The organism is Shinella sp., from assembly GCF_052438155.1.
Taxonomy (GTDB): Bacteria; Pseudomonadota; Alphaproteobacteria; order Rhizobiales; family Rhizobiaceae; genus Shinella.
Genome location: NZ_JBQVPI010000001.1, coordinates 880,420 through 895,038 on the forward strand (window position 1 = coordinate 880,420; position 14,619 = coordinate 895,038).

Consider the following 14,619-nt stretch of genomic DNA (forward strand, 5'->3'; position numbering starts at 1 on the left):
TTTGCAATCGCCTTATCGGCCGCAGGCTTGCGGCGATTTTGGCTTTCGTTTGCCATTCAGGGCGTGTAAGTGTCTCACCGGAATTCCGGCCGCCTGGGGCGTGCCGGCTCATGATTGTTTATGGAGTTTTGGGGCATGGACGCCCGGGAAATGAAGATCAAGGCCGCTGCGGTCGCGCTCTCCCATGTCGAAGACGGTATGCGCCTCGGGATCGGCACAGGATCGACTGCGGAAGAATTCGTACGCCTTCTGGCGGAGAAGGTGGCTGGTGGCCTCAGGGTTGAAGGCGTGCCCACGTCCGAGCGGACGGCGCGGCTTTGCGTCGAACTCGGCGTTCCGCTGAAATCCCTCGACGAGCTGCCGGAACTCGACCTCACCATCGACGGTGCTGACGAAGTCGATGGCCGGCTGCGGCTCATCAAGGGCGGCGGCGGCGCATTGCTGCGTGAAAAAATCGTCGCCAGCGCCTCCGAGCGCATGATCGTCATCGCCGACGAAAGCAAGGTCGTCGAGACGCTCGGCGCCTTCAAGCTGCCCATCGAGGTCAATCCGTTCGGCCTCGTCTCGACGCGCATAGCCATCGAAAAGACGGCCGCCCGCCTTGGACTTTCCGGCAGCATTGCGCTGCGCGCGTCCGGCGACGGCACCTTCATGACGGATGGTGGACACTACATTCTCGACGCATCTTTTGGCCGCATTCCTGATGCAGATGCGCTCGCAAGCAGCCTCAATGACATACCGGGTGTCGTCGAACACGGCCTCTTCATCAACATGGCGTCGCTTGCCATCATTGCGGGACCCGCGGGTGCGCGCACGCTGACGGCGCAAGAATAGACAGGAGCACAGACCGACATGATCAAATTCGCTGGTTTCGGCCGGACCCTCGCGGTGAGCCTCATCCTTTCGGCGAGCCTTGCAGGCGCCGTCAAGGCGCAGGATGTGACGGAAGATCAGATCAAGGCCGCGCGTGCGGCTATCGACGCAATCGGTGCGACGGCCAACTTCGACAATATTCTTCCGACCCTCGCCGTTCGCACCAAGGGCGTACTCGTGCAGTCGTCGCCGAACCATGAGGCGGATATCAACAAGGTCGTCGATGAGCAGGCGCTCGCACTTGCCCCGCGTCGTGCTGACCTGGAGCGCGAAGCCGCGACGATCTACGCAAAGACCTTCACGCAGGAAGAGCTGAAGTCCATTGCGGATTTCTATAATTCTCCGGTCGGCAAGAAGCTGCTTTCCGACGGACCTATCGCGATGCGGGAGGTCGCGAAGGCCGCGCAAATCTGGGCCGTCGGCGTAGACCGCGACCTGAAAACGGAAAGCGGCAAGAAGCTCGATCCGATCTTCGAGGCTGCGCCGCCAGTCACGCTGGAAAATGGATCGCTACAACCGCAGCAGTAATCATCTCCGAAAAGGGCGGCGCGAGCCGCCCTTTTCACATTCCGGCAGGCTCCTTTGGAGTGCCGGCAGGCTGCCACCCCCGGAAGCAGCCGCGCCAAACGCCTATTCGTGGATCGTATAGGTGCCGAGTTCGCAGAGATTCTGCGTGTCAGTGGTCGTGTCGAGGTCGGATTCCTCGGAAAACTCGAAGCGCATGTCATAGTTGCAGACGCTGCGGCCATCGCCGATGGTGATTTCGATCGTCTCGTCCGGGTTCAGGACTTGCTCACCGAAAACGTCGTCCTCCCATTGATCCACGCCGACCGGCGAGGTGTAGAAACGTGTCAGCACCGAACCGGTGCCGTTCTTGAGCTGGAAGACGAGGTCTTCCGCTAAGGCCGGGCCTGCAAGCAGAACGAGTGCCGCTGCGCTGGTCGCGAAGAAATTCAATTTGTGCATATCGATCATCCATTTAGCCCACAATCGGGCGGCGGATTAATAGGGTCGTTGCCGGCTTTGGTAAATGGGGTTTGATGCTCCCGGCTTACCAATTTTGGGAGGGACTGCATAAAAACGTGGAAGGAAGCGGGGAGCGCTCCGGCGCGGGCGGCAAAGCGGGCTTTTCCTTTTGCCTGTGCTGTTCCTATATGTGTTGCGCCCGGCGGCGGATTCGCATGCCGGAAACCCGTCAGACGGCCATCCGGCCAGGCTTGCCCGCAGGAGATCACCATGCCGACATTCGACTACGACCTCTTCGTCATCGGCGGGGGCTCCGGCGGCGTGCGCAGCGCGCGCCTTGCCGCCAGCATGGGCAAGAAAGTGGCGATCGCGGAAGAATTTCGCTTCGGCGGCACCTGCGTCATCCGCGGCTGCGTACCGAAGAAGCTTTATGTCTATGCCTCTCAGTTCCCTGAGCATTTCGAGGACGCCGCCGGGTTCGGCTGGCAGGTCGGCGAAACGCGGTTCGACTGGTCGGCGCTCGTGGCAGCCAAGGAGAAGGAGATCACCCGTCTGGAGGGTCTCTATCGCAAGGGGCTGGAGAATGCGGCTGCCGCGATCCTGGCAACCCGCGCCGTCCTGGTCGGCCCGAACACGCTCCGCCTCACGGCGACCGACGAACTGGTGACCGCCGAGCGCATCCTGATTGCCGTCGGCGGCCATCCGACGCCGCATGTCGACCTTCCCGGTCACGAGTTTTGCATCAGCTCGAATGAAGCGTTCGACCTGCCGGAACTGCCGAAATCCATCGTGATCTCCGGCGGCGGCTACATTGCAGTCGAGTTCGCCAACATCTTCCACGGGCTCGGTGTCGAGACGACCCTGATCTATCGCGGTAAGCAGATATTGTCCCGCTTCGATCAGGACATGCGCCACGGGCTGCAGGCCGCGATGATCGCCAAGGGCATCCGCGTGATCTGCGAGGACATCATCATCAGCGTGGCCGAAGGCGAAGATGGGCGTCGCATGGTGACGACCAAGGCGGGCGAGACGCTCACCGTCGACCAGGTGATGCTGGCGCTCGGCCGCGTGCCGAATACGGGTAGTCTGGGGTTGGAAACAGCGGGCGTCGCTGTGGATGCAAGGGGTGCGATCATCGTCGATGACTATTCGCGCACCAACGTGCCCGGCATTTTCGCGCTCGGCGACGTGACGGATCGCGTGCAGCTCACGCCTGTCGCGATCCATGAGGCCATGTGCTTCATCGAGACGGAGTTCCGCGGCAATCCGGTCTCGCCGGACCATGACCTGATCGCCACGGCCGTCTTTTCGCAGCCGGAGATCGGCACCGTGGGCATGAGTGAAGAGGAGGCCGCCAAGGCTTTTGACGATCTCGAAGTCTACCGTGCCGAATTCCGCCCGATGAAGGCGACGCTGTCCGGCCGGCAGGAAAAGACGATCATGAAGCTCGTCGTCAACGCCGCCGACCGCAAGGTTGTCGGTGCGCATATCCTCGGCCACGAGGCGGGCGAGATGGCGCAGCTTCTCGGCATTTCGCTGAAGGCCGGCGTAACCAAGGACGATTTCGATCGCACCATGGCGGTGCATCCGACGGCGTCGGAAGAACTGGTGACCATGTACCAGCCGAGCTACCGCGTCAGGAACGGGCAGCGGATCTGACGGTTGCCCGGCTTTCCGTCGGCAGACGCCCGGCGAAGCGGTCTTCGCTCCGCTTGAACAGGGCCGAAAGGCGGTCGATCACCACCCGCATTTCCGGGCGGTGACGATCGTCATCATTGGCTGCGATCCACAGCGAATGGGCAAGTTCCGGGATGGGCTCGCCTTCGCGCGCCAGCGACGGCATGCCATCGCCGACGAAAACCGGCAGGACCCCGCGTCCTGCACCGCCGGCGATCAGCCGCGCGAGGACGTCGGGAGCGTTCGTCCATGTGTGGATGTGCTTTTCATGGTTGTGGAACACCCATTTTTCCGCGTCGGACATGGCGACCTCCGTGCCAATCGACACCCAGGGGAAATTTTCCTCGAAGGCGAGGTCCGCCGCGCGATAGATCGCGTAGGCAATGTCCACCGATTTGCGAACCGCGACATTGCCGGTCTTCGGCGCGCTGGGGAACAGGGCGATCATGCCGTGGCGATAGGTCAAGTCCTCGCCGGGCAGGAGTTGCTTGCAGCACAGGCGAAAACCGTCGGCCTGACCCCGCAGGTCGCTTGTGTTTTCCGCAATAAAACCGGTTATCCAGATGTCGCCGGCAATCGAGACGATCGGCAACGTGAAGGCATCGCCGTGCCAGCGGGTGATATCGGCCGTGGTGCGCCGGATGGTCTGAACATGCTCGTACAGCACCATGCCGTCGGCGGCGAGCCGATAGCCCTGCTGGCTGCGGAGGAAGAGTGTCCTGCCCATGCTGCGCTCCAGCGCCAGCATACGACGACCGATCGTCGGTGCACTGATGCCGGTGATGGACGAAGCGCCGGCGAGCCCTCCCTCTGAGGCCACATGGAAGAAAAGCTGCAGATCGCTCCAGTCGACTTCCGGCATCACAGTTCCTCGTTCAATCCCCTTTCCATAGCGCAAAACCGGACTGCCGGCATCATTCAACTGTGAAACGGGCGTTTCATTTGCGCCTCTACGATCGAATGGGCGCACGCGCTACTTCATGCCGGACACCGGAAAACAAGGAGTTCCGTCATGAGCCCGGAATGGATGATTGCCATCGACGAGATGAAGCGGGCGGCGCGCGGGCGTGGAGCTAAGCCGCTGTCCGACCCGTTGGAACGAGACGAATGGCGCGGGCTGGAATGGGCCGGCAACCTCGTTGCGTGGTTTTTGAACCGACGCACAAAAAGGCGGGCAGTGCGGCCCCGCCAGATGGTTGCCGATTGGAGCTGCGCGCAGCGTACGGTCCCGCGCCGCTTCTAGGCCAGAACGGGCGGCCAAGGCATGCTTTACAGTCTGTCAGGAGCTTGGGCGCAACTGTGGCAAATGCGTCGCTGCCGCTGGAAGTTCGGCTATGCAAGAACCATCTAACGGTTTATAAGCCCGCATCTTCAAAACGGAGGGGCGTTCGCAGGCTTTCGCGGGCGCGTCAGGACAGGTGAGTATCATGGCACAGAATTGGACCCCGACCAGCTGGCGGCACAAGCCCATCCAGCAGGTTCCGGATTATCCGGATCTCGCCGCATTGGCGGCGACTGAAGAGCGCCTCGCGAAGTTTCCGCCGCTCGTCTTCGCCGGTGAAGCACGTCGGCTGAAGTCGGCGCTCGCCAACGTGGCCGAAGGCAAGGGCTTCCTGCTGCAGGGCGGCGATTGTGCCGAGAGCTTCGCCGAACACGGTGCCGATACGATCCGCGACTTCTTCCGCGCCTTCCTCCAGATGGCCGTGGTGCTGACCTTTGGCGCCCAGCAGCCTGTCGTGAAGGTCGGCCGTATTGCCGGCCAGTTCGCCAAGCCGCGCTCCTCGAATATCGAGAAGCAGGGTGAAGTGTCGCTGCCGTCCTACCGCGGCGACATCATCAACGGCATCGAATTCAACGAAGACGCCCGCATTCCGAACCCGGAACGCCAGATCGAGGCTTACCGCCAGTCGGCTGCGACGCTGAACCTGCTGCGCGCTTTCGCGATGGGCGGCTACGCCAATCTCGACAACGTGCATCAGTGGATGCTCGGCTTCATCAAGGATTCGCCGCAGGCCGAGCGCTACCGCAAGCTCGCCGACCGGATTTCCGAGACCATGGACTTCATGAAGGCCATCGGCATCACCTCGGAAAACCATCCGAACCTGCGTGAGACCGATTTCTTCACCAGCCATGAGGCGCTGCTGCTCGGCTACGAGCAGGCGCTGACCCGCGTCGATTCGACCTCCGGCGACTGGTACGCGACCTCCGGCCATATGATCTGGGTCGGCGACCGTACGCGCCAGCCCGACCATGCGCATATCGAGTACTGCCGCGGCATCAAGAACCCGCTCGGTCTCAAGTGCGGCCCGTCACTCACTGGTGATGGCCTGCTCGAGCTGATCGATTTGCTGAACCCGCAGAACGAAGCCGGTCGCCTGACGCTGATCTGCCGCTTCGGCCACGACAAGGTTGCGGAAAACCTGCCGCGTCTGATCCGTGCCGTTGAACGGGAAGGCAAGAAGGTCGTCTGGTCCTGCGATCCGATGCATGGCAACACGATTACGCTCAACAACTACAAGACCCGTCCGTTCGAGCGGATCCTGTCGGAAGTCGAAAGCTTCTTCCAGATCCACCGTTCGGAAGGCACACATCCGGGCGGCATCCATGTCGAGATGACCGGCAACGATGTAACGGAATGCACGGGTGGCGCGCGGGCGCTTTCCGGCGCCGACCTCGCCGACCGCTACCACACGCATTGCGATCCGCGCCTCAATGCCGACCAGGCACTTGAGCTTGCCTTCCTTCTTGCCGAGCGCATGAAGGGCGGCCGCGACGAAAAGCGGATGGTTGTGAACGGTTGATCTCTTTCCGTTCATGCTTTGTCTCCGTAAATTAGCGGGGCTGATGCAAGCATTCAGGAATGTGAATTTGACAGGACCGGGCCAGCTGGCAAAGCTGGCCCGGTTTTTCTTTGGGAGGAAGTATGAGCGAAGAACATACGGGGCATTGCCTCTGCGGCGCGGTGCGGTTTCGCACGTCCGGTCGATTGCGCGAGGTGGTGGCCTGTCATTGCAGTCAGTGCCGCCGGCAGACCGGGCACTTCTATGCCGCGACCAATGTGCTGACCGAGGGGCTGACCGTAGAGGGCGGGGAGAACATCACCTGGTACCGGGCGAGCGAGACGGCAGGCCGTGCCTTCTGCCGCACCTGCGGCTCCGCGCTGTTCTGGAAGGGTGATGGTTCGGACCATACGTCGATCATGGCCGGCACGTTCGACCAGCCGACCGGGCTCAGGATCGGCGTGCACATCTTTTGCGCCGACAAGGGCGACTACTACGAGATCGAGGACGGTGCGCCGCAGTTCGCTCAGAACAGGTGAAGCGCACCGATCTTATCATTGCACGAGGGCAGGACGCTGACAGCGCACGCCCGTGACACGGATATCGGCCTCGCCGATCCTGACGCCGACGACCAGCAGCAGGTTGTAGAGCAGCTCGTCGATGGCCGGCGTCACCGCGCCGAGCGTCGAGGCAAGGGCTGCGGTAATTACCTTCGGCGTGCCGAGGGTGAGGAAGAGAATCTGGATGTCGACATCGAGATTTTCCAGCAGCGTCTTGGTGGTCGAGGTCAGCGTGTCGCGGGTCGATACGGTTTTCACCGTGCGTGCGGCGATTTCCGTCGGGGTGAAGGCGAGGCGGGTTTTGCTGAGGTTCTTCGCCTCGACATGGGCGATCGCATCGACACGCAGCAGCGCGGAATCGATGATACGGGCCTTTTCGACGCGCGCCTCATCGGAAAAGTCGGAGAGCACGGCGGGGTTGACCTTGCCGACTGCAATTTCCGCGACACCCGGAACGGCGTCGACCGAGACATTGGCGTTGACGGCCGTGCCGCCGAGGCAGCGGATATCGGCAAGCTTCGCCTCGGAAGCGGCGACCTCGACATAGAGCGGCAGTTTTATTCGCAGGCCGGCAAGGGCAGCGAGGCCGTCAATGCTCACTTCGACGGCAAGCCGCGTCTGGGCGCTTCGCACGGCACTGCCTGGTGCTCCGAGACGGTGGGCGGGTGTTTCGACCGGCGGTTCGCCGATTGCAAGGTTTACGGTCACCGTCCCGAGGCCCGGAATGGCCGCACCGACATTGAGTGCGACCTGGTTCTTGCCGTTGGCGAGTGCCGCGGCTGCCGAGATCATCTGCATGGCGTTGATCGACATTTCCCAATCGCCGCCGGTCGCGACCGTTAGCCCCTTCTTTGGATCGAGATTGAGGATGCGCGAGAGCGGCAGCTTCACCTTACTGCCGGCCGTTGCCTGTTCGATCGCCCGCAGTGCGGAGTTGACCGTACCGGAGAGGCCATGCACGGCGCGCATGGAGGCGAGAAGTTGTGGCATGGTGACGCCGGCGTTCAATACATCCTCATAGGTCGCTGCCGTGAGGTTGAGCTCGGTCGCAATGGCCTTGAGGAACGGCTGGACGGAAATGTCGGCATCGACCAGCGCCCGGTAGTCCATCACCTTGAGCGACAGGGTGGTGCCGAGAAGTTTTCCGAGCAGCGCGTTCAGGATGCCTTCATTCAGGCTGGCGAGCCGTGTGCCGACCGAGAAGGCGGCGATTTTCGTGCGCGAGGCGGACCCGGTCGCCGTCAGCAGGGGCGATTTCGGCATGAACATCGATGCGAGAAAGAGATCGCCGGGACGGGTCAGGACCACGCGGGCGGCGTCCGCCTCGATGATGGTGGGCTTGAAGCGATCCTCGGGGGCGATATCGGGGTCGGCCGTGTAGCGGCCGCGCTCGATCTTGGCTGTGGCCTTCGTGGATTTCGTCGTCACAGATGTTCCAGGTAGAATGACGAGGCCGTCCTTGCCGGTGACGGCAACGGAGAGGTTGTTGAGTGCGAAATAGGTCGCGGCGGCCTTTTCCGCTTCGACAATGTTGGCGGCGGAGGCGATGGCTGCGAGATCGGCCGTCGCCTGCAATTGGCGCTGCTGCACCGTGAGGTAGCCGTAGTCGACGCCAAGGGCCGTCGAGAAGATGATCAATGGCAGGCTGAGGGCCGCGAGCGTGCCGATATTGCCGGAGCGGTTGGCGATAAGATCGTGCGGGCGCTTCATGATCAGTACCCTCCCACGCGCACGGTGGCGTAACGCTCGATCTTCTCCTGCGGCAACGCGAAGGTGAAAAGCTTCCAGATCGGCAGGTCGCTGGAATCATAGGAGATCGCGACGGTGAACTGGTCCGGATTGTTGGGGTCGTCGGTGACCAGTACCTTCATCTTCGTGCGGTTGATGAAAGAATAGTCGAATCGGGAGGCGGCGAGGTAGCGGTTGACGAGCGTGACGCGCTCGTTCGAGTTAAGACCCGCGACCGCCGTGCGGGCCGCGTCGGCGGCAATCTGCTGTACCGAGTGGGTGACACTCAGATAGACGCCATAGGCGATCAGCGTGAAAAGCGCGAGGAAGAACAGGGGCGCGATGATCGCGAATTCCAATGCCGAGGTTCCGGTGCGATCCTTCGACAGGCGAGACAGGACGTGCATGACATCTCCTCCTTGGGATTGTCTGACGGCAAGGCTTTCCCGCATCCAAGATACGGATGCACTTTTATCGTGCGCCCAGAATCTTAATTTCTTCTATAAATTGCTCAGCCTAAAGTAGCGTATAACGCTGGTTGTATCGACGTGTTTTTCACTTTTGACGAAGTGCATCATGCAGCCGCAACACTTCCAGCTTCAACGCGGCGATCTCGTCGAGGAAATGCGTGTCGATCTTGTGATGCAGCGCCATCAGCTCGATCTCCGCCTTCAGGTTGACCTCGTAGTCCTTGGAGGCCTCGAAACGGTCGCGGGCGGCCTGCCGGTTCTGCGACATCATGATGATTGGCGCCTGAATTGCTGCGAGCATGGAAAGTACAAGGTTCAGGAAGATGAAGGGGTAGGGGTCGAAGGCGTCGCGTGCGAGCAGGATCGTGTTGGCGACCGTCCAGATGATCAGGAAGACGAAAAAACCGATGATGAAGCCCCACGAGCCGCCGACGCGGGCAATGCCGTCGGCCACTCGGTCGCCGAACGATTGTTTGGCTTCGAAGGCAATGTTCCTGTCTTGCGACAGGATTCGACCCTCGCGGGAGTGGAGAAGGACCTCGCGCTCGGTTTCGTCAAGGTCGTCGGTGGCTTTGCCGAAGAGGATTTGGGCAGCGTCGTCGAAGGGTCTCATGGCCGGGGCTCCGGAAAAGGAATCGGAGCCCTAGCCTAGCGCGGATCGGTTGCTTGTCAGAAGCCCGCGGCCATCAGCTCCGCATGGGAGTTGAAGAAACGTTCCAGGCCATACTGCTTGCCGAACATGATGTCGTGCTGCAGGAAACGGAAGTCGCGCACCAGCGGGTCGATCGTCTTCTTGCGTGCCCAGCCGGCAGTGCCCTTGCCCTTGGTGTCGATCAGCATGTAGCGGTCGATGACGCGCAGCTTGTCGTGCACCGCACCCAGGAAGCCAGTGTAGTAGGGATGCTCGAAGCCGGCTTCCTTGAGGATGAAGTAGGAGAGGAAGGCCGGGCTGATCGTGCCGACGTCCTTTTCCACGCCGGTCTTGTTCGACCAGATGACGAGGGGCGTTTCATGCTCCTTCTGCATCTGCTCGGGCGTGCCCTTGCGCGAGGCGGTGATGCCCTGCATGTAGCCGGAATTCTGGTAGACCGTGTTGAGCGGCGGCAGGTGGTCGCCGAAGACGACGATGATCGTCTCGCGGTCGCGGTTCTTCGCCCAGTCCATCAGCATCTTCAGGCTGCCGTCCGCTTCCTTCACGCCCTGGGCATAGCTTGCGAGCATGCGGGTGTCTCGCGCGTCCAGCTTGCTTTCGACGTCGATGTCGGTCTTCGCGTAGCGGCCGTCGTCATAGGGGCCGTGGCCCTGCAGCGTGACGGTGAAGAAGAAGAACGGATCTTCCTGCATGTCCGCCTGGCGGATGATCTCCTTGGTCAGCGCCTCGTCCGAGGTGAAGTTGCCGCGTTTTGCGAGCGGCGGCATCTTGTCGACATCCTTGAATGTCTGGAAACCGAAGGCCTTGTAGACGCTCGAACGGTTCCAGAACCAGCCGGAGAACGGATGGATGGCGCGCGCGGTATAGCCTTCAGCCCGGAAGAAGGTGGCGAGCGACGGGATCGGCTTGCGCACATACTGCTGGTAGGGAATGCTGCCCGTCGGCAGGAAAGCGTTGGAAAAGCCGGTCAGCGCCTCGAACTCGACATTGGCGGTCAGGCCGCCGAACTCCGGCGAGAAGACGCCGCCGCTCTGGTTTTCGCGGATCACCGGCATCGGATCGGCCGAGAGCTTTACGCCCTCAAGGCGCGTCGGGTCCCACAACGATTCGCTCATGACGACGATGACGTCTGGCTTGGAGCGGTGCGTGGTGCCGACCGGCAGGGGCTTTGACGGAATCTTGTCGATCGCGTCGATCATGTAGCCGGAGGGCGCCTGTACGTTGGCCATCGGCAGGTTGATGGCAAACGCCATCATGAAGCCGTTGTGGCGATAGTTTTCCGCCTGGTCCCACATGATCGGGAACACTTTTAGCCGGTCACGGACCCAGGAGAATTCGTTGTAGTCCATGATCGAGGCGAAGCCGGCCAGCAGCGGCAGCGCAATGGCAAGCCGCGTCAGGCGTTCCTTTCTGGTCAGCGGCCGGAAACGGCGCCAGGCGAAGACCCAGAGGCTGATGAGGCCGACGACCGAGGCGAGAACGGCCAGCGCCAGGCCCACGGCGGTCCACGGCCGGTCCTGCACCAGCACCGGCATCAATTCCATGATCTGGCGGCCGAAAAGCAGGTCGGTCGGGTAGAGTGGGTCGGTCAGGAAAACCTGCTTCTGCTGCGAAATCACACCCATCAGCATGACGAGCGGCGATACCAGAAGCACGGCCTTGTGCTGTCGGCCGATCAGCCCGTCGATGGCGAGATAGAGCAGGAAGAACACGCCCGCGGTGGTCCAGGCGGGCTGCTCGGGATTGGTGAAATAGATCCACGTCTGCTCGACCGAGCCACGCGTGATCAATTCGATGACGGTGACGGTCAGGAGTGCAAGAAGCCCGGAAACGGCCAGCGAACGTAGTACGGCGAGCGCCTTGGCATGGCGCGCGAAAAAGCCTGCCTCGACGGCAAGGCCTTCTGTGCTATTGATCGCCACGGCTGTGGAATTGAACAGGGCCAAGGCCGTCTCCAGATTTCATAAAAGTTTTGTGTATCTGTCATACGGACGTCATCTTGAACAGGAGATGAACGATTTCTGCAACGTTCTCCCCGTGCTTTGGTTCCCTCTGTTGCACCGCCGCAATGGCCGGCGGAACTCCTGAAAACGAGGGTTTTGCGCCGAAGCCGACGCGAAACGGCATCACGGTTCATTCCCAAAGCGCTTGTGATGTTCTAAAGAGCTTCTCGACCGTTCGAGAGAGCGATAGCCGCACGCGGCAGCAGGATCGGACACCAGGGCATTTTCCGCTTTCCCTGAAACGCGAAAACGCTCTGTCCCTATGTTTTTTACAGTTCCGGACGCAAAAGCGCTGCACGTTTTTGTTGGAATTGTTCTGAAGGAAACGGGTCCGCAGACATGACTTCCCAGGCTGATAAGACGACGCTGCGCATCGCCGTCGCGCAATTGAACCCGACGGTTGGTGATGTCGTCGCCAATCTCGCCAAGGCGCGCGCCGCCCGAGAGGATGCCGCCCGGCAAGGCGCCGACCTTCTGCTTCTCACGGAACTCTTCATCTCCGGCTACCCGCCGGAAGATCTCGTGCTGAAGCCCGCTTTCCTGAACACCTGCCGTCGCGCCATCGACGATCTCGCTGCCGACACGGCAGACGGCGGCCCCGGCGTCATCATCGGCTTCCCGCGGCAGGACGAGACGGGCCGCTACAATGCCGTCGCCGTGCTCGATGGCGGCAAGGTGATCGCCGTGCGCGACAAGGTGGACCTGCCGAACTACGGCGAGTTCGACGAAAAGCGCGTCTTCGACCAGGGCGCCATGCCCGGACCGGTGAATTTCCGCGGCGTGCGCCTCGGCATTCCGATCTGCGAGGACATCTGGGGCGATCTCGGCGTCTGCGAGACGCTGGCGGAAAGCGGTGCGGAAATCCTGCTCTCGCCGAACGGTTCGCCCTACTATCGCGGCAAGGTCGACATCCGCCATCAGGTGGCGCTGAAGCAGGTCATCGAGACCGGCCTGCCGCTGCTCTATGCCAACCAGCTCGGCGGCCAGGATGAACTCGTCTTCGACGGCGCGAGCTTCGCCTTCAATACCGACAAGACGCTCGCTTTCCAGATGAGCCAGTTCGAGGAGACGATCGCGCTCACCACCTGGAAGAAGCATGGCGAGGGCTGGGTCTGCGACGGCGGGCCGATGTCGCGCATTCCGGAAAAGGAGGAGGCGGATTACCGCGCCTGCCTGCTCGGCTTCCGCGACTACGTCAACAAGAACGGTTTCAAGAATGTCGTGCTCGGCCTGTCCGGCGGCATCGATTCGGCGATCTGCGCGGCGATCGCCGTCGATGCGCTGGGCGAGGAGCGGGTGCGCTGCGTGATGCTGCCCTACCGCTATACCTCGAAGGACTCTTTCAAGGACGCGGCCGATTGCGCCAAGCTGCTTGGCTGCCGTTATGACATCGTGCCGATCGAGGCGCCGGTGACGGGCTTCCTCTCCGCGCTGTCGGAAACCTTCGAAGGCACGGAAGAGGGCATCACGGAGGAAAACCTGCAGAGCCGTACGCGCGGCACGATCCTCATGGCGATCTCCAACAAGTTCGGCTCGATGGTCGTCACCACCGGCAACAAGTCGGAAATGTCGGTCGGTTACGCCACGCTCTACGGCGACATGAACGGTGGCTTCAATCCCATCAAGGACCTCTACAAGATGCAGGTCTACGCGCTGTCGCGCTGGCGCAACGGGCATGTGCCGCCAGGTGCCCTCGGCCCGACGGGCGAGGTGATCCCCAACAATATCATCGACAAGGCGCCGTCTGCGGAACTGCGTCCCAACCAGACCGATCAGGATTCGCTGCCGCCCTATCCGGTGCTCGACGACATCCTCGAATGCCTGGTCGAACTGGAAATGAGCACGGAGGAAATCGTTGCGCGTGGCCATGATGCGGCAACCGTGCACCGCATCGAGCACCTGCTCTACATCGCCGAATACAAGCGCCGGCAATCGGCACCGGGCGTCAAAATCACCAAGAAGAATTTTGGCCGAGATCGACGCTACCCGATTACCAACCGGTTCCGGGATCGGGGATAGGCTATGCGCAGCTCCGTCGAGATCCACAACATCGTCACCGGCAAGACGCGTGTCGTGTGGCAGACGGAGCAACTGGTCGAGGCGCCGAATTTTTCGCGGGACGGCCGTTCCCTGATCATCAACGGGGATGGTTTGCTCTATCGGCTGCCGCTCGATGGCGGCAAGCCGGTGCGGATCGATACGGGCTTTGCGACCCTTTGCAACAACGACCACGGGCTTTCCCGGGATGGACGCCTGCTCGCCATCAGCGACAAGGTCGAGTTCGGTAAGTCGGCGATCTATGTGCTGCCGGCCGGGGGCGGAACGCCGCGGCTGGTGACGCAGAACCTGCCGTCCTATTGGCACAGCTGGTCGCCGGATGGCGAAACATTCGCCTATTGCGGCATCCGGGGCGATGTCTTCGACATCTACACCATTCCGGTCGCAGGCGGTGAGGAGCGGCGTCTGACCTTCGGCGAAGGCCGCAATGACGGGCCGGATTACTCTTCGGATGGAGAATGGATCTATTTCAACTCCAGCCGCACCGGCCGCATGCAGATCTGGCGCGTGCGCCCGGACGGCAGCGAGCCGACGCGCATCACCGACAGCCCCTATGGCGACTGGTTCCCGCATCCTTCGCCGGACGGCAGGAACCTGCTGGTGCTCTCCTATGATGGCGACGTTTTTGATCATCCGCGTGATCTCGACGTGCGCCTGCGCCTCATGGACATGGATGGCAGCAACGCACGGATTCTGTTCGAGCTTTTCGGTGGGCAGGGCACGATGAACGTGCCGAACTGGTCGCCGGACGGTACGGAATTCGCCTTCGTGCGCTACGCGCCGGTCGCCTGATTCCAATTTCGGGTGGGGGCACGTTAAGTTTTCGCTCACCAGCCCGTTTAAGCGAATTTT

At 61.8% G+C, this 14,619-nt stretch carries 14 protein-coding genes; 8 read left to right on the forward strand and 6 right to left on the reverse strand.

What is annotated here, in order from left to right:
• Positions 1 to 135: 135 nt before the first annotated feature.
• Entirely contained in the window at positions 136 to 834 is a 699-nt protein-coding gene (gene rpiA, locus ACT6VE_RS04150) for a ribose-5-phosphate isomerase RpiA (RefSeq protein ID WP_444797334.1), read from the forward strand.
• 18 nt (positions 835 to 852) lie between these two features.
• Positions 853 to 1,401 (forward strand): DUF2059 domain-containing protein, encoded by a 549-nt coding sequence (locus tag ACT6VE_RS04155; RefSeq protein ID WP_444797335.1) that lies wholly within the window; start codon positions 853 to 855, stop codon positions 1,399 to 1,401.
• Between the two features lie 102 nt (positions 1,402 to 1,503).
• On the opposite strand, the gene ACT6VE_RS04160 is transcribed toward ACT6VE_RS04155, so the two are convergent.
• On the reverse strand, positions 1,504 to 1,839 hold the full coding sequence (locus ACT6VE_RS04160) for a hypothetical protein (protein ID WP_444797336.1): 336 nt from the start codon (positions 1,837 to 1,839) through the stop codon (positions 1,504 to 1,506).
• A 270-nt stretch (positions 1,840 to 2,109) separates the two neighbouring features.
• Between ACT6VE_RS04160 and gor the strand changes: the two genes are divergently transcribed.
• Entirely contained in the window at positions 2,110 to 3,498 is a 1,389-nt protein-coding gene (gor, locus tag ACT6VE_RS04165) for a glutathione-disulfide reductase (protein WP_444797337.1), read from the forward strand.
• Here gor and ACT6VE_RS04170 read toward each other — a convergent pair.
• Positions 3,476 to 4,378: a LysR family transcriptional regulator gene (locus ACT6VE_RS04170; protein WP_444797338.1), complete on the reverse strand. Its 903-nt coding sequence runs from the start codon at positions 4,376 to 4,378 to the stop codon at positions 3,476 to 3,478. The two genes, gor and ACT6VE_RS04170, sit on opposite strands and share 23 nt — an antisense overlap.
• A 150-nt stretch (positions 4,379 to 4,528) precedes the next feature.
• Between ACT6VE_RS04170 and ACT6VE_RS04175 the strand changes: the two genes are divergently transcribed.
• From ACT6VE_RS04175 to ACT6VE_RS04185, 3 genes are all read left to right on the forward strand, one after another.
• The gene (locus ACT6VE_RS04175) at positions 4,529 to 4,759 is read left to right on the forward strand and encodes a hypothetical protein (RefSeq protein WP_444797339.1); all 231 of its coding nucleotides are present in this window, start codon (positions 4,529 to 4,531) and stop codon (positions 4,757 to 4,759) included.
• A 184-nt stretch (positions 4,760 to 4,943) separates the two neighbouring features.
• On the forward strand, positions 4,944 to 6,317 hold the full coding sequence (locus ACT6VE_RS04180; RefSeq protein WP_444797340.1) for a class II 3-deoxy-7-phosphoheptulonate synthase: 1,374 nt from the start codon (positions 4,944 to 4,946) through the stop codon (positions 6,315 to 6,317).
• Between the two features lie 122 nt (positions 6,318 to 6,439).
• On the forward strand, positions 6,440 to 6,835 hold the full coding sequence (locus tag ACT6VE_RS04185; protein WP_444797341.1) for a GFA family protein: 396 nt from the start codon (positions 6,440 to 6,442) through the stop codon (positions 6,833 to 6,835).
• 15 nt (positions 6,836 to 6,850) lie between these two features.
• Here the strand turns inward: ACT6VE_RS04185 and ACT6VE_RS04190 are convergent, their stop codons facing one another.
• The 4 genes from ACT6VE_RS04190 to ACT6VE_RS04205 all read right to left on the reverse strand — a co-directional run bounded on the left by ACT6VE_RS04190 (position 6,851) and on the right by ACT6VE_RS04205 (position 11,646).
• The gene (locus ACT6VE_RS04190; RefSeq protein ID WP_444797342.1) at positions 6,851 to 8,566 is read right to left on the reverse strand and encodes a pilus assembly protein TadG-related protein; all 1,716 of its coding nucleotides are present in this window, start codon (positions 8,564 to 8,566) and stop codon (positions 6,851 to 6,853) included.
• Between the two features lie 2 nt (positions 8,567 to 8,568).
• Positions 8,569 to 8,991 carry a TadE/TadG family type IV pilus assembly protein gene (locus ACT6VE_RS04195; RefSeq protein WP_444797343.1) on the reverse strand — a complete coding sequence of 141 codons (423 nt, stop codon included), beginning with the start codon at positions 8,989 to 8,991 and terminating at the stop codon, positions 8,569 to 8,571.
• A 148-nt stretch (positions 8,992 to 9,139) separates the two neighbouring features.
• Complete coding sequence (locus tag ACT6VE_RS04200; protein WP_444797344.1) at positions 9,140 to 9,667, reverse strand: DUF1003 domain-containing protein; 528 nt, start codon at positions 9,665 to 9,667, stop codon at positions 9,140 to 9,142.
• A 56-nt stretch (positions 9,668 to 9,723) separates the two neighbouring features.
• Positions 9,724 to 11,646, reverse strand: coding sequence for an LTA synthase family protein (locus ACT6VE_RS04205; RefSeq protein WP_444797455.1), 1,923 nt, complete (start codon positions 11,644 to 11,646; stop codon positions 9,724 to 9,726).
• Between the two features lie 402 nt (positions 11,647 to 12,048).
• Between ACT6VE_RS04205 and ACT6VE_RS04210 the strand changes: the two genes are divergently transcribed.
• Complete coding sequence (locus ACT6VE_RS04210; protein WP_444797345.1) at positions 12,049 to 13,728, forward strand: NAD+ synthase; 1,680 nt, start codon at positions 12,049 to 12,051, stop codon at positions 13,726 to 13,728.
• 3 nt (positions 13,729 to 13,731) lie between these two features.
• Positions 13,732 to 14,559, forward strand: a complete 828-nt coding sequence (locus ACT6VE_RS04215; RefSeq protein ID WP_444797346.1) for a TolB family protein — start codon at positions 13,732 to 13,734, stop codon at positions 14,557 to 14,559.
• Positions 14,560 to 14,619 lie beyond the last annotated feature (60 nt).

Bases quoted from the DNA above. Each gene is read 5' to 3' on its own strand.
- gor (WP_444797337.1), top strand. From the start codon at position 2,110: ATGCCGACATTCGACTACGACCTCTTCGTCATCGGCGGGGGCTCCGGC.
- ACT6VE_RS04190 (WP_444797342.1), bottom strand. From the start codon at position 8,566: ATGAAGCGCCCGCACGATCTTATCGCCAACCGCTCCGGCAATATCGGC.
- ACT6VE_RS04175 (WP_444797339.1), top strand. From the start codon at position 4,529: ATGAGCCCGGAATGGATGATTGCCATCGACGAGATGAAGCGGGCGGCG.
- ACT6VE_RS04210 (WP_444797345.1), top strand. From the start codon at position 12,049: ATGACTTCCCAGGCTGATAAGACGACGCTGCGCATCGCCGTCGCGCAA.
- ACT6VE_RS04160 (WP_444797336.1), bottom strand. From the start codon at position 1,839: ATGCACAAATTGAATTTCTTCGCGACCAGCGCAGCGGCACTCGTTCTG.
- ACT6VE_RS04180 (WP_444797340.1), top strand. From the start codon at position 4,944: ATGGCACAGAATTGGACCCCGACCAGCTGGCGGCACAAGCCCATCCAG.
- rpiA (WP_444797334.1), top strand. From the start codon at position 136: ATGGACGCCCGGGAAATGAAGATCAAGGCCGCTGCGGTCGCGCTCTCC.
- ACT6VE_RS04215 (WP_444797346.1), top strand. From the start codon at position 13,732: ATGCGCAGCTCCGTCGAGATCCACAACATCGTCACCGGCAAGACGCGT.
- ACT6VE_RS04200 (WP_444797344.1), bottom strand. From the start codon at position 9,667: ATGAGACCCTTCGACGACGCTGCCCAAATCCTCTTCGGCAAAGCCACC.
- ACT6VE_RS04155 (WP_444797335.1), top strand. From the start codon at position 853: ATGATCAAATTCGCTGGTTTCGGCCGGACCCTCGCGGTGAGCCTCATC.
- ACT6VE_RS04170 (WP_444797338.1), bottom strand. From the start codon at position 4,378: ATGCCGGAAGTCGACTGGAGCGATCTGCAGCTTTTCTTCCATGTGGCC.
- ACT6VE_RS04185 (WP_444797341.1), top strand. From the start codon at position 6,440: ATGAGCGAAGAACATACGGGGCATTGCCTCTGCGGCGCGGTGCGGTTT.
- ACT6VE_RS04195 (WP_444797343.1), bottom strand. From the start codon at position 8,991: ATGCACGTCCTGTCTCGCCTGTCGAAGGATCGCACCGGAACCTCGGCA.